This is a genomic window from Nitratireductor basaltis (assembly GCF_000733725.1).
GTDB lineage: Bacteria > Pseudomonadota > Alphaproteobacteria > Rhizobiales > Rhizobiaceae > Chelativorans > Chelativorans basaltis.
In genome coordinates this window covers 1,502,240-1,524,940 of the sequence record NZ_JMQM01000001.1, presented here as the reverse complement: position 1 = coordinate 1,524,940, position 22,701 = coordinate 1,502,240, and the positions used below count along the sequence as shown (strand labels likewise).

At 60.0% G+C, this 22,701-nt stretch carries 21 protein-coding genes; 14 read left to right on the top strand and 7 right to left on the bottom strand.

The annotated features are described in order from the left end of the window. The first annotated feature begins 31 nt into the window (after nucleotides 1-31). Nucleotides 32-1,819, top strand: coding sequence for an aspartate--tRNA ligase (aspS, locus tag EL18_RS07385; RefSeq protein ID WP_036481338.1), 1,788 nt, complete (start codon nucleotides 32-34; stop codon nucleotides 1,817-1,819). Nucleotides 1,820-1,893: 74 nt separating this feature from the next. Here aspS and EL18_RS07380 read toward each other — a convergent pair whose 3' ends face one another. Beyond that, nucleotides 1,894-3,075, bottom strand: coding sequence for a hypothetical protein (locus EL18_RS07380; protein WP_036481336.1), 1,182 nt, complete (start codon nucleotides 3,073-3,075; stop codon nucleotides 1,894-1,896). Between the two features lie 137 nt (nucleotides 3,076-3,212). Here EL18_RS07380 and EL18_RS07375 point away from each other — a divergent pair, with 137 nt between their 5' ends. Both EL18_RS07375 and parC read left to right on the top strand, forming a co-directional pair. Further along, complete coding sequence (locus EL18_RS07375; protein ID WP_081871115.1) at nucleotides 3,213-4,058, top strand: alpha/beta hydrolase; 846 nt, start codon at nucleotides 3,213-3,215, stop codon at nucleotides 4,056-4,058. A 68-nt stretch (nucleotides 4,059-4,126) separates the two neighbouring features. Continuing rightward, nucleotides 4,127-6,388 carry a DNA topoisomerase IV subunit A gene (parC, locus tag EL18_RS07370; protein ID WP_036481334.1) on the top strand — a complete coding sequence of 754 codons (2,262 nt, stop codon included), beginning with the start codon at nucleotides 4,127-4,129 and terminating at the stop codon, nucleotides 6,386-6,388. A 54-nt stretch (nucleotides 6,389-6,442) separates the two neighbouring features. Here parC and EL18_RS07365 read toward each other — a convergent pair whose 3' ends face one another. The 6 genes from EL18_RS07365 to hemB form a co-directional block, all read right to left on the bottom strand. After that, entirely contained in the window at nucleotides 6,443-7,594 is a 1,152-nt protein-coding gene (locus EL18_RS07365) for a GGDEF domain-containing protein (protein ID WP_036481331.1), read from the bottom strand. Between the two features lie 135 nt (nucleotides 7,595-7,729). Then, a complete protein-coding gene (locus EL18_RS07360) occupies nucleotides 7,730-8,632 on the bottom strand; it encodes a DMT family transporter (protein WP_036481328.1) in 903 nt (300 codons plus the stop codon). Between the two features lie 51 nt (nucleotides 8,633-8,683). Then, nucleotides 8,684-9,430, bottom strand: a complete 747-nt coding sequence (locus EL18_RS07355; RefSeq protein WP_036481326.1) for an arginyltransferase — start codon at nucleotides 9,428-9,430, stop codon at nucleotides 8,684-8,686. An 18-nt stretch (nucleotides 9,431-9,448) separates the two neighbouring features. Then, entirely contained in the window at nucleotides 9,449-11,284 is a 1,836-nt protein-coding gene (locus EL18_RS07350; RefSeq protein WP_036481323.1) for an SLC13 family permease, read from the bottom strand. Between the two features lie 155 nt (nucleotides 11,285-11,439). Continuing rightward, on the bottom strand, nucleotides 11,440-11,901 hold the full coding sequence (locus EL18_RS07345) for an RDD family protein (RefSeq protein WP_036481321.1): 462 nt from the start codon (nucleotides 11,899-11,901) through the stop codon (nucleotides 11,440-11,442). A 28-nt stretch (nucleotides 11,902-11,929) separates the two neighbouring features. Further along, entirely contained in the window at nucleotides 11,930-12,958 is a 1,029-nt protein-coding gene (hemB, locus tag EL18_RS07340; protein ID WP_036481319.1) for a porphobilinogen synthase, read from the bottom strand. A gap of 122 nt (nucleotides 12,959-13,080) precedes the next feature. Here hemB and EL18_RS07335 point away from each other — a divergent pair, with 122 nt between their 5' ends. From EL18_RS07335 to EL18_RS07285, 11 genes are all read left to right on the top strand, one after another. After that, nucleotides 13,081-14,121, top strand: coding sequence for an enoyl-CoA hydratase/isomerase family protein (locus EL18_RS07335; RefSeq protein ID WP_036481316.1), 1,041 nt, complete (start codon nucleotides 13,081-13,083; stop codon nucleotides 14,119-14,121). Beyond that, the gene (locus tag EL18_RS07330; protein ID WP_036481314.1) at nucleotides 14,118-14,540 is read left to right on the top strand and encodes a DUF6163 family protein; all 423 of its coding nucleotides are present in this window, start codon (nucleotides 14,118-14,120) and stop codon (nucleotides 14,538-14,540) included. The genes EL18_RS07335 and EL18_RS07330 overlap by 4 nt, the downstream gene beginning before the upstream one ends. Nucleotides 14,541-14,699: 159 nt before the next feature. After that, nucleotides 14,700-15,215, top strand: coding sequence for a transcriptional regulator LdtR (gene ldtR, locus EL18_RS07325; protein WP_036481312.1), 516 nt, complete (start codon nucleotides 14,700-14,702; stop codon nucleotides 15,213-15,215). A 279-nt stretch (nucleotides 15,216-15,494) separates the two neighbouring features. Continuing rightward, a complete protein-coding gene (locus EL18_RS07320; RefSeq protein WP_036481310.1) occupies nucleotides 15,495-16,751 on the top strand; it encodes a L,D-transpeptidase family protein in 1,257 nt (418 codons plus the stop codon). Between the two features lie 146 nt (nucleotides 16,752-16,897). Beyond that, nucleotides 16,898-18,211, top strand: a complete 1,314-nt coding sequence (gene glyA / locus EL18_RS07315; RefSeq protein ID WP_036481308.1) for a serine hydroxymethyltransferase — start codon at nucleotides 16,898-16,900, stop codon at nucleotides 18,209-18,211. A gap of 16 nt (nucleotides 18,212-18,227) precedes the next feature. After that, entirely contained in the window at nucleotides 18,228-18,692 is a 465-nt protein-coding gene (gene nrdR / locus EL18_RS07310) for a transcriptional regulator NrdR (RefSeq protein WP_036481306.1), read from the top strand. A 9-nt stretch (nucleotides 18,693-18,701) separates the two neighbouring features. Then, a complete protein-coding gene (gene ribD, locus EL18_RS07305) occupies nucleotides 18,702-19,823 on the top strand; it encodes a bifunctional diaminohydroxyphosphoribosylaminopyrimidine deaminase/5-amino-6-(5-phosphoribosylamino)uracil reductase RibD (protein WP_036481304.1) in 1,122 nt (373 codons plus the stop codon). After that, entirely contained in the window at nucleotides 19,824-20,438 is a 615-nt protein-coding gene (locus tag EL18_RS07300) for a riboflavin synthase (RefSeq protein ID WP_036481300.1), read from the top strand. A 44-nt stretch (nucleotides 20,439-20,482) separates the two neighbouring features. Continuing rightward, nucleotides 20,483-20,950, top strand: coding sequence for a 6,7-dimethyl-8-ribityllumazine synthase (ribH, locus tag EL18_RS07295; RefSeq protein WP_036481297.1), 468 nt, complete (start codon nucleotides 20,483-20,485; stop codon nucleotides 20,948-20,950). A 6-nt stretch (nucleotides 20,951-20,956) separates the two neighbouring features. Further along, nucleotides 20,957-21,463 (top strand): transcription antitermination factor NusB, encoded by a 507-nt coding sequence (nusB, locus tag EL18_RS07290; protein ID WP_036481294.1) that lies wholly within the window; start codon nucleotides 20,957-20,959, stop codon nucleotides 21,461-21,463. Beyond that, nucleotides 21,460-22,671: an MFS transporter gene (locus EL18_RS07285; protein ID WP_036481292.1), complete on the top strand. Its 1,212-nt coding sequence runs from the start codon at nucleotides 21,460-21,462 to the stop codon at nucleotides 22,669-22,671. The genes nusB and EL18_RS07285 overlap by 4 nt, the downstream gene beginning before the upstream one ends. The last annotated feature ends 30 nt before the right edge of the window (nucleotides 22,672-22,701 follow it).

The window sequence follows — 22,701 nt, the reverse complement described above, 5'->3', positions numbered from 1 at the left end:
GACGAGCTTCAGCACAGCGGAACAGAAAAACATGCATCGTTATCGCAGCCATACCTGCGCAGAATTGAGAAAATCCGACGTCGGCAAGACTGTCCGCCTTTCAGGCTGGGTGCACCGCGTGCGCGACCATGGCGGCCTGCTCTTCATCGATCTGCGTGACCATTTCGGTCTGACCCAGATCGTTGCCGATCCTGATTCTCCGAGCTTCCAGATTGCCGAAACCGTACGTGGCGAATGGGTGATCCGCGTTGACGGCGAGGTGAAGGCGCGCACGGACGAGACGGTGAACGCGAATCTGCCCACCGGCGAGGTCGAGGTATTCGCTGGCGAGATCGAGGTGCTTTCCAAGTCGAGGGAACTGCCGCTTCCCGTTTTCGGCGAGCCGGACTACCCTGAAGACATTCGCCTGAAATACCGTTTTCTCGACCTGCGCCGCGAAACGCTGCACAAGAACATCGTCAGGCGCACGCAGATCATCTCCGAGATGCGCAAGCGTATGGGCGAAGCGGGCTTCACCGAGTTTTCCACGCCAATCCTGACGGCATCGTCGCCGGAAGGCGCGCGTGACTTCCTCGTGCCCTCACGCCTGCATGAAGGCAAATTCTATGCGCTGCCGCAGGCGCCGCAGATCTACAAGCAGCTGATCATGGTCTCGGGTTTCGATCGCTACTTCCAGATTGCACCCTGCTTCCGCGACGAGGACCCGCGTGCCGACCGCCTGCCGGGCGAGTTCTACCAGCTCGATCTCGAGATGAGCTTCGTGGAGCAGGAAGACATCCTCTCCACGATGGAGCCGGTCGTCCGCGATATCTTCAAGACCTTCGCCAACGGCAAGCCGGTCACCGAGAGTTTCCGCCGCATTCCCTATGACGAGGCGATGCGCAAATACGGCTCTGACAAGCCGGACCTGCGCAACCCGATCGAGATGCAGGAAGTCTCCGAGCATTTCCGTGATTCCGGTTTCAAGGTCTTTGCGAATATCCTGGCAGCCGATCCGAAGAACGAGGTCTGGGCCATTCCCGCAAAGACCGGCGGCAGCCGTGCCTTCTGCGATCGCATGAACTCCTGGGCGCAGGGCGAGGGCCAGCCGGGTCTGGGCTACATCTTCTGGCGCAAGGAAGGTGAGGAACTGCAGGGCGCAGGTCCGCTGGCCAAGAATATCGGACCTGAGCGCACCGAAGCCATACGCACGCAGCTTGGTCTGGAAGACGGCGATGCCTGCTTCTTCGTCGCAGGCGATCCGAAGAAATTTGCAAGCTTCGCGGGAGCTGCGCGCACCCGTGCAGGCGAGGAACTCGATCTGGTCGACCGCGACCGTTTCGAGCTTTGCTGGATCGTCGACTTTCCCTTCTACGAATGGGACGAGGACGAGAAGAAGGTCGACTTCGCGCACAACCCGTTCTCCATGCCCCAGGGCGGCATGGAAGCGCTGGAGAACCAGGACCCGCTCACCATCAAGGCCTATCAGTACGACATGGTCTGCAACGGTTTCGAGATTGCCTCTGGCGGCATCCGTAACCATCTGCCCGAAGTCATGGTCAAGGCATTCGGCCTTGTCGGCTTCGAGCAGAGCGAAGTGGAAGAGCGCTTCGGCGGTCTCTACAGCGCCTTCCAGTATGGAGCACCGCCCCATGGCGGCATGGCGGCCGGTGTCGACCGCATCGTGATGCTCCTCGTGGGCGCGAAGAACCTGCGCGAGATCACCATGTTCCCGATGAACCAGCAGGCTCAGGATCTACTGATGAATGCGCCGTCGGAGGCAACTCCGGCACAGCTGCGCGAGCTTCACCTGCGCCTGGCCCCTCAGGCCAAAAACTGAAATTTGGCAGGACGACGCAGATGAAAAAGGCCCGGCGCACTCGCCGGGCCTTTTTCATTTCACAACGACTGAACCTACTGATTGGCTTTCGCGGAAAGCCCGATCTGCTTGACCAGCAGTTCGGGAGAACCCATCGCAGCACCCATGATCATCGTGAAGGGAGCTGGGCTTTCGGGTTGCGCGGCAATCGTGATGTTTTGCGGATCGTTCAGGAAGGTCGTCACCGCCTCCGTGAGTTCGCGCGTCATGTCCGGGCCCAGATAGGGTGAAACCTGAAGCGGGATGATGGCCTCGGCCTGCTTGACCACATCAGCGGGTTTGCCACCCTGTTTTGACGCCACGAATTCAAGCAGCTTCCCCGTGAGCGAAGCGTCTTCGAAACGCAGCGACAGGCCGTGGAAGTTGAGCTGCTGCATCAGGCCGAGCATCGCCATGCCCTGCATCGGGTTTTCGCCGCCTGATTGCATCTTGGACGTCATTTCCGTCAGCGCTTTGACGAATTCCGGCGTGTAGCCGCTGATTTCGCCAGACAAGGTGAAGGTACCGGCATTCTCGACGGTCACCTTATAGGTATCGAGGCTCGCAAGCCCGTCGGAAGCACGCCAGGCGCCTTCCATTTCAGCAGATCCGGAAATTGTGGAATAACCGAGCTGCTTGACGGCTGCCATCGCATTGCCGCTTTCCATCAGGTTGTCGAGATTGGCGGTAAAGCTCTCGACACTGCCGGAGAAGGAGAGGCTGTCCTCACCATCGGCATCCATGCTCACAACGGCATTTCGGGCGTCAACAAGGCTGCCGTCCTCATCCTTGACGGAAACGGATGCAACCTCCATCCGCTCATACCGCATCACGCCGCCATATGGATCTGTCTCGTCCTGCTTTGGCAAAACGAGACCGGCGATGCTGAGGCCCTTGATGGCAACAGATACATCATCGTCAGCGACCGCATATTCATCAATCACGACCGTCCCGATGCGGTAGCTCATCTCGTCTTCGCTGACATCCTGCAAAACGAGGTCGCCAAGCTCCAGCTTGTCATCCTCGCCTTCGGCCATGGCGGTGACATCCTCCAGAACGACCGATGTGCCGTCCTTTCTAACCGCCGACCATTCGACATCGACCTGCTGCTTCTCGATGATCTCCTCAAAACGTTTGGCCACCGCATCCGCTTCGAACGCGAATCCGGGGCCGGTGAGGGCGGTGCTGGTCAGTCCGGCAAGGGCCAGCGACGCAGAGAGTGACTTGATACACTTCATGGATAGAACTCCCGGACCGATTTGGACGCACAGAGAAAGGGAAAATTCCGAACGAAAGATGACGAGCGCCCGCTCTTGTGTCAATTTGCCCACAGGCGATTTGTTTCTACCTCAAGCAATAAGACGGGGCATTCCATATGTTGCGACCGCTCAAGCTGGCGATCTTTCTGCTCATCACCAGCCTCACCTTCGCACATGCAGGTCAGCTCCACGACGGTGTGGCCTATACGCGGGGGCTGGCGCTGGACATTCACACACCACAGGTCAAGCGCGCCTCGGCGCTCAATCTCTTCTCGCTGGCAGGCGGTCGCGACAGACCCATTGTTGTCTATGTGCACGGCGGTGGCTGGGTGAAGGGAAACCGCAAGAAGGTCTACTCGCTGCCTCAATGGCTCAACGCCAAGGGTTATGTGCTCGTCGCCATCGACTACCGCAAGGTGCCTGCCACGACCGTTGAAGGACAGGTGCAGGATCTGGCGCAATCGGTGAAGTGGCTTCGCCGCAATGCCCGTCGCTATGGCGGCGATCCGAACCGCATTGTCCTCATGGGGCACTCGGCGGGCGCCCATCTGGTCGCGCTGTGCGAGGCGCGCAAGCTCTGCGGCAATATCCGGGGCGTCATTCCAAACGATGTCCAGGCCTATGACATGGTTGCCTATGCCGGCATGCGCGGCTCGCTCGGCTATCCCTATCTCGATGCGTTCGGCTCCAATCCGCAGAACTGGGTGCGTTGGTCGCCGGTCACCTACGCAAGGCAGGGCTCCGGCTATGCACCGCATCTCTTCTTGCATTCCGGCTCGAACGGGGCTCGCCGCCGTGCGCTGACCAATGGCTACGCGAATGTTCTTCGCGCCAGAGGGACGAGTGTCGCGGTTTTTGACGGCGGCCGTTACACCCACGGCTCCATTGCGCGCAAACTGGGCCAGCCAGGCGACCCCGCAACAGTCACGATCGAGCGTTTTCTGGCTCAAGTGACCCGATAAGGGCCAGATCAGTGGATGAGCGCAAGGCCGCTATTGCCTTGTGTTGCTTGCTTCGTTAACCCGAATCCATGGGAAAAGATTTGCAACCGCCCGGCGGCGGAGACGGAGCGTCCTCCGAACCGGTGGACATGAAAAAGGCGCTTGAAGAGCGCTACCTGGCCTATGCACTCTCGACCATCATGCACCGGGCACTCCCCGATGTGCGTGATGGCCTGAAGCCCGTGCATCGGCGCATCGTTTACACGATGCGCATGCAGCGGCTTGAGCCGGGGCAGCGTTTCTCCAAATGTGCCAGCATCGTCGGCGATGTCATGGGCAAGTTCCACCCCCATGGTGACAGCTCGATATACGACGCGCTCGTGCGCCTGGCCCAGCCATTCGCCATGCGCTACCCGCTGGTCGACGGGCAGGGCAATTTCGGCAATATCGACGGCGATAGTGCCGCGGCCATGCGTTACACCGAAGCGCGCATGACCGAGGCCGCCACGGGCATTCTTGAAGGCATCACCGAAGACGCCGTCGATTTCCGCCTGACCTACAATGAGGAGACGGAAGAGCCCACGGTTCTTCCCGGCGCGTTCCCGAACCTGCTTTGCAACGGTTCCTCCGGCATCGCCGTCGGCATGGCGACCTCCATACCGCCACACAATGCCGCCGAGATCTGCGATGCAGCTCTTGCCTTGATCGATGATCCCGAGCTTGATCTCGATGGTTTGCTCAAGCATGTGAAGGGGCCGGATTTCCCGACAGGCGGCGTGATTGTTGAAGACCGTGCCTCCATGCGCGAGGCCTATGAGACGGGTCGTGGCGGTTTCCGCGTTCGCGCGCGCTGGGAGAAGGAAGATCAGGGCCGTGGCCAATGGCAGGCCGTGATCACCGAGATTCCCTACGGTGTCCAGAAGTCCCGCCTGATCGAGAAGATCGCGGAGCTGATCATCGCGCGCAAGCTGCCGCTGGTGGATGACGTGCGCGACGAAAGTGCGGAAGACATTCGCCTGATCCTCGTGCCGAAGAGCAGGGCGGTCGAACCGGAGCTTCTGATGGAGTCGGTTTTCAAGCTGACCGATCTGGAGACCCGCTTCCCGCTCAACATGAATGTGCTTTCGCGCGGCAAGGTGCCGGGCGTCCTGTCGCTGAAGCAGGTTCTGCGCGAGTGGCTTGATCACCGCCGCGAAGTTCTGCTGCGCCGTTCGCGCCATCGCCTCGCCGAGATAGAGCGCCGCCTTGAAGTGCTGGCCGGCTACCTCATCGCCTATCTGAATATTGACGAGGTCATCCGTATCATCCGCGAGGAGGATGAGCCGAAAAAGGTGATGATCGCCCGCTTCGATCTCACCGACACCCAGGCCGAAGCCATCCTGAACATGCGCCTGCGTGCGTTGCGCAAACTCGAGGAATTCGAGATCCGCAAGGAGCATGACGCGCTTTCGGAAGAAAAGACGGGAATCGAAGCCCTGCTTGCTTCGACCGAAAAGCAATGGAAGACCGTGCGCTGGGAAGTGGCCAAGGTGCGCCAGACCTATGACCCGGAAAAGAATATGGCTCTGGGCAAGCGCCGAACCACCTTTGCGGATGCTCCCGAGCACGATCTGGAAGACGTGGCTGTTGCCCTGATCGAGCGCGAGCCGATCACCGTGGTACTTTCGGAAAAGGGATGGATGCGCGCCCTGAAGGGCCATCTGGCTGACTTCTCAACGCTCTCCTTCAAGGAAGGAGACAGTCTGAAGCTCGCCTTCCACGCACAGACCACCGACAAGATCCTGATGTTCACCACCGGCGGCAAGTTCTACACCGTCGGTGCCGACAGGCTTCCCGGTGGCCGCGGCCATGGTGAGCCTGTGCGCCTCATGGTCGATATGGAAAACGACCAGGCCATCGTGACGGCTTTCCCCTATGAGGCCGAGCGCAAGCTTCTGCTCGCTTCCCACGGCGGAAACGGTTTTGTGGTGGCTGAAAAGGACATCGTGGCCAATACCCGCAAGGGCAAGCAGGTCATGAATGTAAAGTCTCCGGACGAGGCAAAGCTTTGCGTGCCCGTGTCGGGCGATCACGTTGCCATTGTTGGCGAGAACCGCAAGCTTCTGGTCTTCGCACTGTCCGAGATCCCGGAAATGACCCGCGGCAAGGGCGTACGCCTGCAGCGCTACAAGGATGGCGGCATTTCCGACCTCAAGACCTTCACGATGGAAGAAGGGCTGACCTGGCAGGATTCCGCCGACCGCACCTTCAACCGCAAGCGCGAAGAACTTCTTGAATGGATCGGCAATCGTGCCGGGGCAGGGCGCCTGGCACCCAAGGGGTTCCCGCGGACTGGCAAGTTCGCCAGCTGAAAAATCGAGGTTGGACGAAAAACGGGAGCCACTTGAGCTCCCGTTTTTTTGTTCTCAGCTCGCTTTTTCGGTTTCGGCTGCCGTTGCCTGCAGACCGGGTGTTGCTCCCACTTCCAACCGACGCATGGTCGTAGCCGTCTGCACCCGATTGCGGCCGTCGCGCTTTGCGGCGTACATCGCCTGATCGGCTGCGGCAACGACGTCCACGAGACCTGGCCCGTGACTGCTGGAGGCTGCAACGCCTGCGCTGACAGTTACCGCGATATCCGCACCATCCCAATCGACCTTCGTGCCCGCGATGGTCTTCAGGATCTGCTGGGCCACGGTTGCGGCGCCCTTCTCGTTCGTGTCGGGCAGGATGACCGCGATCTCTTCGCCGCCATAGCGCACGACCTGATCCATGTTGCGCGTGCGTGCGGAGACGATCTCTGCCACGCGTGTCAGAACCGCGTCCCCTGCAGCATGACCATAGGTGTCATTGACCCGCTTGAAGTGGTCGATGTCGAACATGATTACCGCGTAGTCCTGCTGCATCGCAGCCCTGTTTTCCAGCTTGTTGGCAAGCCGGTCGAGCTTGCGCCGGTTGAAGACCTTGGTCAGTGCATCCGTTTCCGAGGCATGTTTCAACGCGCGGGCGAAATCGTGGCGACGCTTTTCCGCCGTCAGGAAGATGCCCACGAGTATAGTCCCAAGCGTTGTGGTGAGGATGTATGGGAACGCCATGGTCTCGAAAGCCGCCATGGCCTGCGGGCGCGGCATGAGGAAAATCGTGAATATCGTCACGCCACCGGCAAAACCAAGAATGCCGAACTCGCGGATCATTCGCGCAGTGCGCCAGCGCCAGTAATAGATAAGGCTTACCAGACCCGCGAGTACCAGGCCTGAAACACCAGCTGTTGCACCCACTCCGCCAAGCCAGGCCCGATAGGCGGCCGCCAACGCCGTCCCGACCACAGTTGCGATCGGACCGCCCATGGGGGCGGACAGGACGATGAGCACCGTTCGGGCATCAAATATAACGCCTTCCTGGAAACGTATTGGATCTGCCATCGCTGCCACTGCTGCAAATCCGAACAGGGCACCGCTGGCAAGTCCCAGCTTCACCCCCCGCAACTCAAGCCGCAGCAAGGCGCCGAACGACATCCCCACCAGGGCAGCCAGTCCCAGGCTGCGCAAAAATCCCGTCGCAATAGTCATCGCATCCATGATCGGATACCCCCCAAACTGTCCGGCAGCATCGGGGTAAAACTTTAATGGAGAGTTCACGCGAGGAAACTTGTTGCCGAAATTTATATGAAATCAGTGACTTGTAACCGGACAGTGAATCAGTTCGCGAACCATCTAGATCGGGTGTCGCAACGCCCGTGCAGCCTGTCGTCTGCGCCGTCCCTGGTGCAATTGCCAAAGAGAGTGAGCGATGAGCGTGACGATCAGGATCGTCCCGCCGACCAGGCTTTGCGTTGATGGAATCTCACTGAAGATCATCCACACCCAGATCGGCGCGAGGACGGTTTCAAGAAGGTAGAACATCGCGACTTCCGGCCCGGACAGATATTTCGGACCATTGGCAAGACAGAAAAACGCGATCGGCATAATGATCGCGCCATTGATGATGATCCAAAGGGGATCGTCGATCCTGTAGCCGACCTTCGATGTCATGAAGGCGCCCACCAGAAACGGCAGCAGAATTGCGGCAAGTGCAGTGAAACCCATATCCTTGCCGCTGTGTCGGGTTATGGTGATGGCCGCCGCGATCATGATCGCAGATGCCAGAGCCATGAGATCGCCCGCAAGATTGCCCGTACCGATACTGTCGCCGACAATGATGAGCACGCCTGCCAGCATGAAGACCATTGCGACGAGCGTCGCCGGGGCGGGGCGCTCCTTAAGGAACAGCCATGAGAACAGCGCGGCGAACATCGAATTCAGCGCAAGAATGAACACGAGATTGGCCGTCGTTGTGTAGAACACCGCTCCCATGAAGGTCACGGCGCTGAGCCCGTAAAGAGCGGCCACCAGCAGGCCGGTCCGACCTGGAACGAATGCAGGTGCTTTCGACGAGAAACTTCGCCACACGAGCCAGACGATCAGCGAAACAGAGAAGGTAATCGCGCTGCGCACCATGAGAATTGGCCAATGGTCGCCATCAGCCAGCCGGATGAGCGGAATGTCGATCGTGAGCACCAGACCGCCAAAAGCGGTCAACAGCAGGCCCTTGGTGTGATTGTCATCGCTCGGGGCCACTGCGCACCTATGGGTTTGTTCGCTATGTTCCTTGTGATCAGCCAGCAGTGATCAGTCGACCCGGTCCCATCCGGTTGGGCCAAGATGCTCCTGCGGCTTGAAGCGGACCTTATATTCCATCTTCTGCGATCCGTTGACCCAATATCCCAGATAGACATGGGGCAGTCCGGCCGAGCGGGCGCGGCGGATATGATCCAGGATCATGAAAGTGCCCAGCGACCGATCGTGAAGCTGTGGATTGTAGAACGAGTAGACCATCGACAATCCGTCGGCCATGCGGTCGGTCAGTGCGACGGCCATCAGTTCGCCTTCACCCTTGCCGGTGACGAAGGAATCCGGACCGCGCCTGCGATACTCGATCACCTCGGTGGAGACATGGGTGTCCTCGATCATCATCGCATAATCGAGCACCGTCATGTCGGACATGCCGCCACGGCTGTGGCGGGCATCCAGATAGGTGCGAAACAGCGAATACTGCTCCGAGCTTGGCTCCGCCGTGTTGGCCGTGCCGATCAGATCCGCATTGCGCTTCAATATGCGCTTCATGTTTCGGGTCGGCTCGAATTCCTGAGCAAGAATGCGCACCGACACACATGCGCGACATGTCTCGCATGCGGGACGGTAGGCGATGTTCTGGGAGCGACGGAAACCGCCCTGGGTAAGAAGATCGTTCAGCTCCGGCGCCTTGTCACCCACCAGATGGGTGAAAACCTTGCGCTCATATTCTCCGGGCAGATAGGGGCAGGGCGAAGCTGCCGTGAGGAAAAACTGCGGAGAATGTTTCGGTTGCTGCGTCATTTCCAGGCTGTGTCTTCTTTACCAGAGCCCATAATACCATGGGCCGAGCAATGAAAAGGTCAACCACATTATCACAACAAGTGGTGCACCCGCCTTAATGAAATCCCTGAAAGTGTAGTGACCGGGCCCCATCACCAGCAGATTGGTCTGGTAGCCGATGGGCGTCGCGAAGGAAGCATTCGCCGCAAAGATGGTCGCAGCCACGAAGAGTTCGACCGGCGCGCCGATCGCCTGCGCGATGCCAAGGCCGATCGGCGTGAACAGCACTGCCGTGGCATTGTTTGACAGGAAATTGGTCATCACCGCCACCACGAGGAAGTAGCCTGATGCGAAGACGGCAGGAGACTGCCCGTGCATCAGATTGACCGCCGTGTCTGCGATAAGCTGTGCGCCGCCTGTTCGCTCCAGCGCTGTTGCTGCCGCAATCGACGAACCGACAAGCAGGAATATCTGGCGATCAAAGGCGCGCCCCGCCTGCTGCAATGTCAGGCAGCCCGCGAGGATCATGGTGAAAGCACCTGCGATCGACGTCACCACGATTGGAAGAAGCTCGAATGCCGCGGTCAGGACTATGGCTGCAAATATGGCGATGGCAATGCCTGCCTTGCGCCTCTGGGGAACGGCCTCGGCAGACCATTCGAGCACGAGTAGGTCATGGCTTTCGCGCAACTCCTCGAATGCGCGGTCCGTCCCACCGATCAGGATGGTGTCGCCTGGTTCCAGGCGGATATCGGACATGGAGGTGCGGCCCATGCGGCTTTTGCGCTGCACCCCGAGCAGGTGGATGCCATGTGTCGTATCAATGCCCGCATTGCGGATCGTCCGTCCCGCATGGCGCGAACCGGGCGCGATGACCGCTTCCGCCACATGATAATCGGGACCCAGCGGCTGGGCGGGGTCACCGGTATGGGCGAAGCGGTCGGCGTCCTCACTTGAAACGAGGGTGGGGCCGCCGATCGAGAGCGCTTTCATGAAGGCGCGCCGGGTCGCGGTCACCACCAGCCGGTCACCCTGCGAGAGCGTGACATTCTCGAAAGGCGGGTAAAAGCTCATGCCGCGACGGATGATGAGACGCGGTGTCAGGTCGCCGAGGCCGGGAAACAGCCCGGCGCGCGATTCGATGCCCAGGAACGGATGGTTCGGCCCAAGGCGCAGCTCACCGATGAACTGGGTACCGGAAATGGATTGCCGGAAGGTGAGATCGTTGCTTTCGCGACCCAGGATCTTGGGCATGATGCCCAGGACATAGATCGCACCGACAGCGGCGAGCATGAGGCCCGGCAGGGTGATCTCGAAAAACCCGACCTGAAGGCCATAGCGCTCGACCACACCGGCAACCAGAAGGTTGGTCGACGAGCCGATCAGGGTGGTCATCCCGCCAAGAATGGTCAGGAACGAAAGCGGCATCAGCGCCTTGGAGGCGGTGAAGCCATGCTTGGCCGCCATGACGGTGATGACAGGGATGAAGATCACCACCACCGGTGTGTTGTTCAATATTGCGCTAAGCGTCGCCGCGGTAAGAAGCGTGATGATGACGGCGCGATTGGCTGACCGCCCGCCCGCCCGCGCCATCATGCGCGCTGGCCGATCCATGGCATCTGTCGCGAAAAGTCCCTGGCCGACGATCAGCAGGGCGAGGACGGTTGCGAGCGCCGGATTGGCAAATCCCGACAGAAGCTCTTCCGGCTTGAGCATATCGCCAGCCGGCGTCTCATAGGGGAAGGCCGCAAAAAGCAGCAGGAATGCCGAGAGGGTGGCAAGTGCAACCTGCTCAAGCGCAAAGCGCTCGCTGACATAGGCAACGACGCTGATCAGGATGATCCCATAGGTCATCCAGAGATGGAGGTCGCCCATTTCCCGCCTTGTCCCCTCGTTTGATTATGGCGGCTGCCCGCTACCTCGAACCCGGACAATATCGTCTGCGTCTTGCCGGGCAAACATTCATTTGTTTTTCCGCACTCAGGACCGGGGAAGAATTTTGCCTGATCGGCCCGTTTTTTGGACCCTCGTCAATATTCGCGAACAACGACCGTACCCAGAAGCAGGTCATGCAGCGTGCGCTTGTTCGACAGGAAAAGGGAGGCGAGAAGGATGAGCGGGGTCAATACCGCATTGCCGGCCCAAAAGAGCACCGTGTGCACTATCGCCAACATCCAGTCCACGCGCCCGCCATCGGTTCTGAGCATCTTCAGACCCATCATGCGCATTCCGATGGTCGACTGCGCGGAACCGCCAAGCGTGGCACCGACATAGAGAAGCGCTGTCAATGGTGCCAGAACGCCGAAGAGGAACCATCCAAGACCCAGCGTAACGATGCCAATAAAGAAGACGATGATGGCCACCGGAACGAGCAGCAGGCCGATAAGCAGGTAATCCACGCAGAATGCCAGGACACGCCGCGTGCGCACACCATCGAGTGCCTCGTCGCGCAGCACGACATCCTGTCCGCTCGCTTGGCTGTGATTGCTCATTGATCTGCCTTTCCGGTTCGAGCTGGGTTCAGCCCTTCAGTCTTTCTGCAATCTCAGGCGCGAAATAGGTCAGAATGCCGTCGCAGCCTGCGCGCTTGAATGCCATCAGGCTTTCCATGACGACGCGGTCGCCGTCTATCCAGCCATTTGCCGCAGCCGCACGGATCATCGCGTACTCGCCCGAGACCTGATAGGCGAATGTGGGCACGGAGAATGTCTGCTTCAACCTGTGGATCACATCGAGGTAGGGCAGGCCCGGCTTCACCATCAGCATGTCCGCACCTTCCGCAAGATCCTGTTCCGCCTCGCGCACGGCTTCCTCGCCATTGGCCGGATCGACGTAATAGGTCTTCTTGTCGCCCTTCAGGAGCCCGCTCGTACCGATAGCTTCCCGATAGGGCCCGTAGAATGCGGAGGCATATTTCGCCGAATAGGCCATGATGGCCACATCGCTGTAACCAGCCACATCCAGCGCATCCCGGATGGCGCCGACGCGACCGTCCATCATGTCCGAGGGTGCGATGATATCGGCACCCGCAGCAGCCTGCAGGACGGCGGCCTGCGCGATCAGCTCGACCGTCTCGTCATTGATGATATTGCCGTTGCGCAAGACGCCGTCATGGCCGTGGCTTGTGAACGGGTCCAGCGCAACATCCGTGATGATGCCCATTTCGGGCACAGCATCCTTGATGGCGCGGCTGGCTTTGTTGATGAGGTTGTCCGCATCAAGAATGAGGCTGCCGCCCTCATCCTTCAGCCTGTTGTCGATATTGGGAAAGGTAGCGATGGCGGGGATGCCGAGCTTTGCCGCACGTTCGGCCTCCCGCACGGCTAGGTCCACGCTGTAGCGGTAGACACCGGGCATGGCGTCTATGCTTTCCTTGCGGCCTTCTCCATCGACCAGAAAGATGGGCCAGATCAGGTCATCGACACTCAGGTGATTCTCGCGCACCATCCGGCGCGACCAGTTCGCCTTTCGCATCCGTCTCAAGCGGCGGCCACCGGTGATTTCGTCTACACTGCGCTGCATGGCTGAAATCGCTTCTTTTCTGTTCATCGCGCCACTCCTGATCCGCCGCGCTGTCTAGCACTTCGCCGTCCACCGCCGCAATCGCCGCCAGCATTGACTGCCCGGGGTGCGGCCAATAATCACCTAGAAGGTAATAAAGGGAGGCAGCGGTGGAAACGGATTTCGGAGGCGGAGAGGACGTTCTTTTCTCCAGACGCGGCAAGGCGGGTATCATCACTCTCAACCGGCCCAAGCCGCTCAACGCGATCAATCACTCCATGATAAAGGCCATCGCGAGCGCCCTCGAGGCGTGGCGGCAGGACGATCAGGTGCAGTGCGTGATCCTGAAGGGGGAAGGCAGGGCCTTCAGCGCTGGCGGCGACATCGTTGCGGTATACAGGGAAGGCAGGGCAGGCAATTCGCCCCATGCCTTTTTCGCTGATGAGTATCGTCTCAATTCAGCCATCGCGCATTATCCCAAGCCCTATGTCAGCCTGATCGACGGCATTGTCATGGGCGGCGGCGTTGGCCTTTCCTTCCACGGCTCCCATCCGGTGATTACCGAGAACGCCCTGTTTGCGATGCCGGAGACGGCCATTGGCTTCTTCCCAGATGTCGGCGGCGGCTACCTTCTGTCGCAGCTCGGTGCCTATGGGCGTTATCTGGGGCTTACCGGGCACAGGATTGCTGCAGGTGACCTTGCCGCGTCCGGGTTGATAAGAACCACCGTGGCAACCGAGGCGCTGCCGCAGATCGAGGCGGAGCTTTGTGATGGGGCGGAGGTAGATGCGCTACTGGCGCGTCACGCAATCCATATCCCGCGCGAGAGCGATAAAGAGACTTTGGCCGAGATCAACGACCTTTTCTCTCGGGCGACACTCGAGGAGATTGTTGAAGGGCTTGAAGCCTCCGGCAGCGACTTCGCCAAGCAGACGCTCGAGATGTTGTCCGCACGTTCGCCAACAAGCCTGCGAGTGACGTTCAGGCAGATCACCCGGGCAGAAGGCCGTTCGATCGACGATTGCCTCGTGACCGACTACCGCATTCTCAGGCAAATGCTGATTGGTCACGATTTCTATGAAGGCGTCCGTGCGGCACTGGTCGACAAGAGCCGCGATCCAAGCTGGCAGCCAGCCACTCTTGAAGATGTTGGTGAAGATGAGATCGAACGCTATTTCAGCGCCCCCGAAGGCGGGGATCTGGAACTATGACAGGCGAGGCACGGGGCGGGATGCAGTTCAGACCGGCGGCAATCGATGCTGTCGCCGAACTCTTCATGCGCAGTCTTGCCCTTGTCAGCCTGGCATTGGGAATTGCCTATTGGGTACGGCTCGTCGGTTTCTACCCCGGCGAGGCCTGGCGCTTCGACCTGATGCCATTCTATTGGCGTGTAACGGCTGCGCCGCTCGCCGTGCTCTATCCCTTCGCTGCGGTGGGTCTGTGGGCGTTGGCTAGCTGGGGACCGGTCATCTGGTTTGCAGCCGCGTTGATGGAAGCCATCATGCATCTGGCATTCCCTGAGCTATTCGGCTCGCGCCCGATCCTGCTGGTTTTTCATCTGGCGGTTCTGCTTGGCTATGTCGGGCTCAGACTTGCCCGCCACTACAGCCAGCGCGCCCGCGCCAATTAACCTCAGTTAACGCCTTTTTAGCCGTAATGGCAGGGTACAGTTCTGTAAGGCCTTGTTAAGGCTGGTTTTTAAGTCGAATTTTAGGTGCCTTCGTTAGGTTCGCGATCAAGGTGAAGAACAAAAACAACTCACCGGCGTCAAAACGAAAGGTACCAAACCATGATGAACACGCGACCCGCGACACAGGACAGTAACACCAACGAAAACCGCGAAGACGCACTGCGTTCGCTCTATCTGGAATCGCTCCAGCTGGTCGAACGTCTGCACCGTCGTCTTCTTGATGTCATCAAGGACGAGTTCGAGCGTCAGAACCGTAACGACATCAATGCGATCCAGGCGCTGCTCCTCTTCAATATCGGCAGTGCGGAACTGACGGCAGGCGAGCTGCGCTCGCGCGGCTACTATCTGGGTTCGAACGTTTCCTACAATCTCAAGAAGCTTGTCGACATGGGCTTCATCCACCACCAGCGCTCACGCGTCGATCGCCGCTCTGTGCGCATCAGCCTGACGCCGAAGGGACAGGAGATCGCCAAGATCGTCTCCCGCCTGTATGACCGCCATATCGGCTCCATCGAACAGGTCGGCGGCATCAGCATGGACGAATTTGCTCAGCTGAACCGCGCGCTCCAGCGTCTGGACCGCTTCTGGAACGACACCATCGCCTACCGCATGTGATCAATTTGCCAGTTTGACGGCCGGGGGCACCTGGTCATCTGCGGGGCCGTGTTACGGCAGGCCAGCGTCCGAGTGACGCTGGCCTTTTTCGTATGCGCAATGCTGCTTGGTCACGTTTAGACCAAAATCGGGTGAAAGGGATGGATGCTGCAGCCATGCGGGGGTCGCATAGCCGACAGGGCAGGGCGCTAATCCCGCCATTGGCGGTATGTTAACCACAACAGTAGATAGTCCTGCCGGTCGTGTTCGAGCGATCTGAAGGAAATTGAGGTTCGGCCAATGAAGAATACCACTCGCCGCATGTTCCTGACCGGAGCCAGCGCAGCCGCGGCTGCAGCAGTTACCGGTTCGGCTGAGGCTCAGGGGCTGCTGGATTCAGTCATCCGTTCCCCGCGTCGCGGAGCATGGGATGACCAGTTCGATGCGCAGGCTTCGAATGGCGGCAAGGTGGTTTCCAGTCAGCCGGTCCTGAGCCCGGCCACGGTTTCCAATGTCGAGCGTGCGATCGTCGATTATTCCCGCATCGCAATGTCCGGTGGCTGGCCGCGTGTGCCCGACACGAAGAAGCTTGAGATCGGTGTGGTAGATCCTGATGTCGAGATCCTGCGCCGCCGCCTGATGATTTCCGGCGATCTGGCACAGCAGGCCGGCATGTCACCTGCATTCGATTCCTATGTGGATACCGCCCTCAAGCGCTTCCAGCGTCGCCACGGAATGCCGGATGACGGCATCACCGGCAAATATACCTATTCCGCACTGAATGTATCCGCTCAGGTGCGCCTCGGTCAGCTGCAGACCAATCTGCAGCGCTTGCGCGAAAAGGCTTTTGACCGCGGCAATCGCTTCGTCATGGTGAATATCCCGGCTGCGGAAATCGAGGCCGTGGAAGGTGGTCGCGTCGCACTTCGCCACACCGGCATTGTAGGCAAGATCGACCGCCAGACCCCGATCCTCGACTCCAACATTCACGAGATCATTCTGAATCCTTACTGGAATGCGCCGGTTTCGATCGTCCGCAAGGACATCATTCCGCTGATGCGCAAGAATCCGAACTATCTGGCCGACAACAATATCCGCATGATCGCACCCGACGGGCAGGAGATCGATCCCTTGACGGTTGACTGGTCCACGGATGAGGCAACGAAATACCGCTTCCGCCAGGACCCGGGCAAGATCAACGCCATGGCATCGGTGAAGATCAACTTCCACAACCAGCATGCCGTCTACATGCACGACACGCCGCAGCAGAGCCTGTTCCGTGACCAGGAGCGTTTCCACTCCTCTGGCTGCGTGCGCGTCCAGAATGTGCGCGACCTGGTGACCTGGATCCTGCGCGAGACCCCGGGTTGGGACCGCCGCCGCATCGAGCAGACGATCCAGAACGACTCGGATGTGCGCATTGCCGTGACCAATCCGGTTCCGGTGCACTTCACCTATATTTCCGCTTGGTCGACCGGCGATGGCGCTGTCCATTTCCGCGACGACATCTACGGAATGGATGGTGCAGCCGAACTGCAGATGTCCAACGTCCTCTAGCGATAGAGCGACTTTTGAGCAGGCGCGGCGCTGTGGAAATTGTCTCCTAGGGTAAGATTCTATCCTCCGGAAGTGGTGGAGCTGCGTGAAAGGTGCTACTTGCCCTTCACACTCTGCCACTGTTTCCGACCTATAGGGGTAACACCATGGCCAATGCATCCGCCGCCTCGTCCGAAACCGAGACCTTCTTCTCCCGCCCGCTTGAGGAAGCCGACAGCGAAATCTTCAACGCGATCCGCGGCGAACTCGGCCGTCAGCGCCACGAGATCGAGCTGATCGCCTCCGAGAACATCGTTTCGCGCGCCGTTCTGGAAGCACAGGGCACCGTTCTCACGAACAAATATGCCGAGGGCTATCCCGGCAAACGCTATTATGGCGGCTGCGAATATGTTGACGTGGTCGAGGAACTGGCGATCGAGCGCGCCAAGAAGCTGTTCGGCTGCAACTATGTCAATGTTCAGCCCAATTCCGGCAGCCAGATGAACCAGGCCGTGTTCCTGGCGCTCCTGCAGCCGGGCGACACCTTCATGGGACTTGATCTGAATTCCGGCGGTCACCTCACCCACGGGTCCCCGGTAAACATGTCGGGCAAGTGGTTCAATGTCGTCTCCTACGGTGTGCGCGAAGACGACCACCGCCTCGACATGGACGAGATCGAGCGCAAGGCGCACGAGCACAAGCCCAAGCTGATCCTTGCAGGCGGCACCGCCTATTCCCGCATCTGGGACTGGAAGCGTTTCCGCGAGATCGCCGATGCAGTGGGCGCATATCTCATGGTCGACATGGCGCATATTGCAGGCCTTGTCGCCGGTGGCGCGCATCCGTCGCCCGTTCCCCATGCCCATGTCGTGACCACCACCACGCACAAATCCCTGCGCGGTCCGCGCGGTGGCATGATCCTGTGCAATGACGAGGCGCTGGCCAAGAAGTTCAATTCTGCCGTGTTCCCCGGCCTGCAGGGCGGCCCGCTCATGCATGTGATTGCTGCCAAGGCAGTGGCTTTCAAGGAAGCGCTGGAACCGGACTTCAAGGACTACGCGCATGCCGTTGTGTCCAATGCGCGTGCGCTTGCCGCAAGCCTGCAGGAAACCGGTCTCGACATCGTTTCAGGCGGCACTGACAACCACTCCATGCTGGTTGATCTTCGCCCCAAGAACGCGACCGGCAAGCGCGCCGAGGCAGCCCTTGGCCGCGCCAACATCACCTGCAACAAGAACGGCATCCCCTTTGATCCGGAAAAGCCGTTCGTGACTTCCGGCATCCGCCTCGGCACACCGGCTGGCACGACCCGTGGTTTCGGAGTTGCCGAATTTGCGGAGATCGGCCGCCTCATCGCCGAAGTGCTGGATGGGCTCAAGGAAGCCAATTCCGATGAAGGCAACCACGCCGTGGAAGAAGCCGTGAAGCAGAAGGTCATGAACATGACCGGGCGCTTCCCGCTCTATCCCTATCTAGGCTAGAGGATAGGCGACCGGTATGCGCTGCCCCTACTGCCAGTCGGAAGACACGCAGGTGAAGGATTCGCGTCCCGCGGAAGACGGCGGCGCGATCCGCCGTCGCCGCGCTTGTCCCGATTGCGGGGGACGCTTCACCACATTCGAGCGTGTTCAGCTTCGCGACCTCGTGGTGTTGAAACGCTCGGGCCGCAAGGTGCCCTTCGACCGCGACAAGCTCAACCGTTCGGTGGACATTGCCCTGCGCAAGCGCAATGTCGAGCCGGAACGTGTGGAGCGTGCGGTCAACGGCATCGTGCGCCAGCTTGAAAGCTCCGGGGAGAACGAAGTCCCGTCGGACGAGATCGGTCTCCTTGTCATGGAAGCGCTCAAGCAGCTCGATGATGTTGCCTATGTGCGCTACGCCTCGGTTTATCGCAATTTCCGCGAGGCGAAGGACTTTCAGGATGTGCTGGGCGAGCTCAAGGGCGAGCCCGACGCGGAATAGGCGAGGCAGATGTCTGAGCCTGAAGAAACGGCTGCAAGTGAACAGGATCGCCGCTTCATGGCGGCGGCCATTCGTTATTCGCGCCGCAATCTTGGCCTCACCGGAACCAATCCTTCCGTCGGAACGCTGATTGTCCGCGAAGAGAAAGACGGACCGCGCATTGTCGGGCGTGGTGTCACGCATGTGGGCGGACGTCCCCATGCCGAGCCGCAGGCTCTTGATGAGGCAGGTGAGCTCGCGCGTGGCGCAACAGCCTATGTGACACTGGAACCCTGCGCACATCACGGCCGCACGCCCCCATGCGCTGAAACACTCATCTCGTCTGGCATCAAACGCGTTGTCGGCGCGGCTAGCGACCCGGACCCACGGGTCAGTGGCCGCGGCTATGCCATGCTGCGCGAGGCTGGCATCGAGGTCGTCGAGAATGTTCTGGCCGAAGAAGCCGCTGATCAGCTCCGTGGCTACCTGAATCGGGCTGCGAAGAAGCGCCCGGAAGTGATTCTGAAGCTTGCGCTTTCCGCCGATGGAAAGATCGGCATCGAGGGCGAGGGGCAGGTGCCGATCACCGGAGCGATCGCCCGCCGACAGGTGCATCGCCTGCGTGCCGAAAGCGATGCCATCCTGATCGGTATCGGCACGGCGCTGGCCGATGATCCCGAACTGACCTGTCGTCTCGAAGGGCTTGAGGCGCGCTCGCCGACGCGCATCGTGCTTGATCGAAACATGCGGCTGCCGCTGGATTCAAGATTGGTGAAATCCGCGCGTCAGACAGCCTTGCTGCTGACGTCCGCAGCGGACTGTGAAATGGCGCGACAGCCCTTCGCGGATCTTGGTGTCGGCTTCATTGCCGTGGACGTCGAGGGCCGCGAGATTGCCATCCCCGAATTGCTGGAAGATCTTGCCGAACGGGGCATCTCCACTCTCATAGTCGAGGGCGGCGCCTTCACGGCGGAAGCATTTCTGGCCGAACATGTGGTCGACCGCCTGGCGCTCTATGTGGGGCCTGGGCAGATTGGCGCGCGCGGCATTCCCGCTCCCGTCACGCCACAGGATGTGCCACATGGGATGGTGCTGAAGCGCGAGGCTCGATACGGTCCCGACCGCTATTTCGAATATGTGAGGGAAGGCTGAATGTTCACCGGCATTGTCACCGATATCGGCGAGGTGGAAAGCGTTCGGCCGCTGAAAGAAGGCGTGCGACTGCGCATTCGCACCGGCTACGACCCGAAGACAATCGACATAGGCGCTTCCATCGCCTGTTCGGGCGTCTGCCTTACCGTCGTGGCGCTTCCGGACGAGCAGTCGAATGACCGCTGGTTCGAGGTCGAGGCATGGGAAGAAGCTTTGCGACTGACGACCGCATCCACATGGACCGAAGGTACCCGTATCAATCTCGAGCGGGCACTGAAGATCGGTGACGAGCTCGGCGGCCACATCGTTTCCGGCCATATCGACGGCACGGCAAGGATCGTGGAGAGGCTGGAGGAGGGCGATGCGACACGTTTCCGCCTCGAAGCTCCGGCAGATCTGGCACGCTTCATAGCGCCGAAAGGATCGGTGGCACTCGACGGTACCTCGCTGACCGTCAATCAGGTCGAGGGGAACCGGTTTGATGTTCTTCTGATTGCCCATTCCCTGAATGTGACCACCTGGGGTAATCGCAATGCGGGTGACATGGTCAATCTGGAGGTCGATACCATGGCGCGCTATGCCGCACGACTTGCAGAGACGGCCAATCCGGCCTAATTGCACCGCTCTCACACGACTTGGCCGCAAGGGGCACGGATTTCATGGCAGACGAACAGCTGAAGCTTCTCATCGTCGAAGCACGCTTCTACGACGACATCGCAGACGGACTTCTGGATGGCGCAAAGAAGGCGCTTGATGCCGCTGGTGCTGCATATGAGGTCGTGACAGTTCCGGGCGCGCTGGAAGTTCCTGGCGTCATTTCCATGGCGATCGATGCAGCCTATCGCGGCGGAAAGCAGTTCGATGGCTTCGTCGCACTCGGCTGCATCATCCGCGGCGAGACCTATCATTTCGAGATCGTCGCCAACGAATCTGCGCGCGGATTGACCGACATTGCGGTGAAGCATTGTGCTGCCATCGGAAACGGCATACTCACTGTCGAGAACATGGAGCAGGCCCGCGCCCGCATCACCAAGAGCGAAGGTGCGGAAAACGCGCCCGGCAAGGGTGCTGCAGCCGCTCTTGCCGCGCTCAAGATGATTGAAATCAGAAAAAGTTTCGGGAGCTAGGACGGCATGACCGAAGAAAACGGGCAGCCGAAAACGCAGCCGGGATCGAAACCCGCCAACAAGCGCGGATCGGCGCGGCTTGGCGCGGTGCAGGCACTCTATCAGATGGATGTGGGTGGCACCGGTCTTCTTGAAACCACGACGGAATACGAGACTTTCCGGCTTGGCAAGGAAATCGACGGCGAAACCTATCGCGAGGCGGACAATCAGTGGTTTCGCGCGATCCTCGCCGGCGTCGTCGAAAACCAGAAGACGATCGATCCGATCATCCGCCAGTCCCTGACGGATGACTGGCCGCTGTCGCGTCTCGATTCAACGCTCCGCGCAATACTGCGTGCAGGCGTTTATGAGCTGACCCAGCGTGCGGATGTTCCGGTCGCCGTGATCGTCTCCGAGTATGTCGACATCGCCAAGGCATTCTACAACGAAGACGAGCCGAAGCTCGTGAATGCCGTGCTCGATCGTGTCGCACGACGCACCCGCAATGAAGGGCGGGGGAAAGACCGCAATTGACCGGCCAGAGCCTCCACGAAGCAAAGCGCACCGCCCTCGTTCTGGCGGCAGCGCAGGCCTTTGTGGGTGCGGCAACGCCCATCACAATCTCCATGGGCGGCCTGGCCGGTAGTTACCTCCTGTCGGCAGACAAGTCGCTGGCAACCCTGCCGGTCACCTCTTTCAATATAGGTGTGGCGCTGGGCGCCTTGCCTGCGGCGCTGATCATGAGAGCCGTCGGACGACGAAGCGGCTTCATGGGTGGCAGCATCGCCACATTCGCCGGCGGCGTGTTGGCGGCCTTCGCGCTCTTCCAGGCCAGTTTCTGGATGTTTGCAGGAGCACTGCTGCTGGTTGGGCTTGGCAATTCGTTCGTGCAGCAATACCGCTTTGCCGCTGCGGATCAGGCACCTGCCAACTTCAAGCCTCGCGCCATTGCCTGGGTGCTCGGCGGCGGTGTGTTCGCAGCCATCATCGGCCCGCAGCTTGCGATCAATACCCGTGAACTCTTCGCGCCGGTATCCTTTGCCGGGGCTTTCCTGTCGGTTGCGTTTCTGGGCGTGGTGGGTGCCTTCATCCTGTCCTTCCTGCGTCTGCGCAAGGAACCTGCCGAAACCGGCACGCCGGAAGGCGGCGAGGCGCGACCCCTTGGAGTCATACTGCGACAGCCCCGCTTCCTGGTCGCGCTCTTCTGCGGTGTGGCCACCTTTGCGCTGATGAGCTTCGTCATGACCGGTGCGCCGCTCGCCATCGTCGGCTGCGGCTTCTCACCCGATGATGCCACGCTCGGCATTTCGTGGCATGTGATCGCCATGTTCGGCCCGAGCTTCTTCACAGGGCACCTGATAACCCGCTTCGGCAAGGAGAGGGTGGTTGCCGCGGGCATGTTCCTCTTGATCGGCTGTGCACTTGTCGCGCTTTCCGGTATCGCGCTATGGCAATTCTGGACCGCACTGATACTGCTCGGCATCGGCTGGAATTTCGGCTTTATCGGCGCAACCGCGATGGTCGCCGATTGCTACCGCCCTTCGGAGAAGAACAAGGTGCAGGGCATGCACGATTTTCTGCTCTTCTCACTGGTTGCGTTCTCCTCGCTCATGTCGGGGCAGGTCTACAATGCCTTTGGCTGGGACATGCTCAACTGGGTGATCTTCCCCGTCACGGGCCTGTGCCTCATTTCCCTGGGCACGCTGGCCCTTCGCCGCCGCCGAACAGTCCAATCGGCCTGACCTGAAGGCGAAGTTGGGGCAAAACGTCGC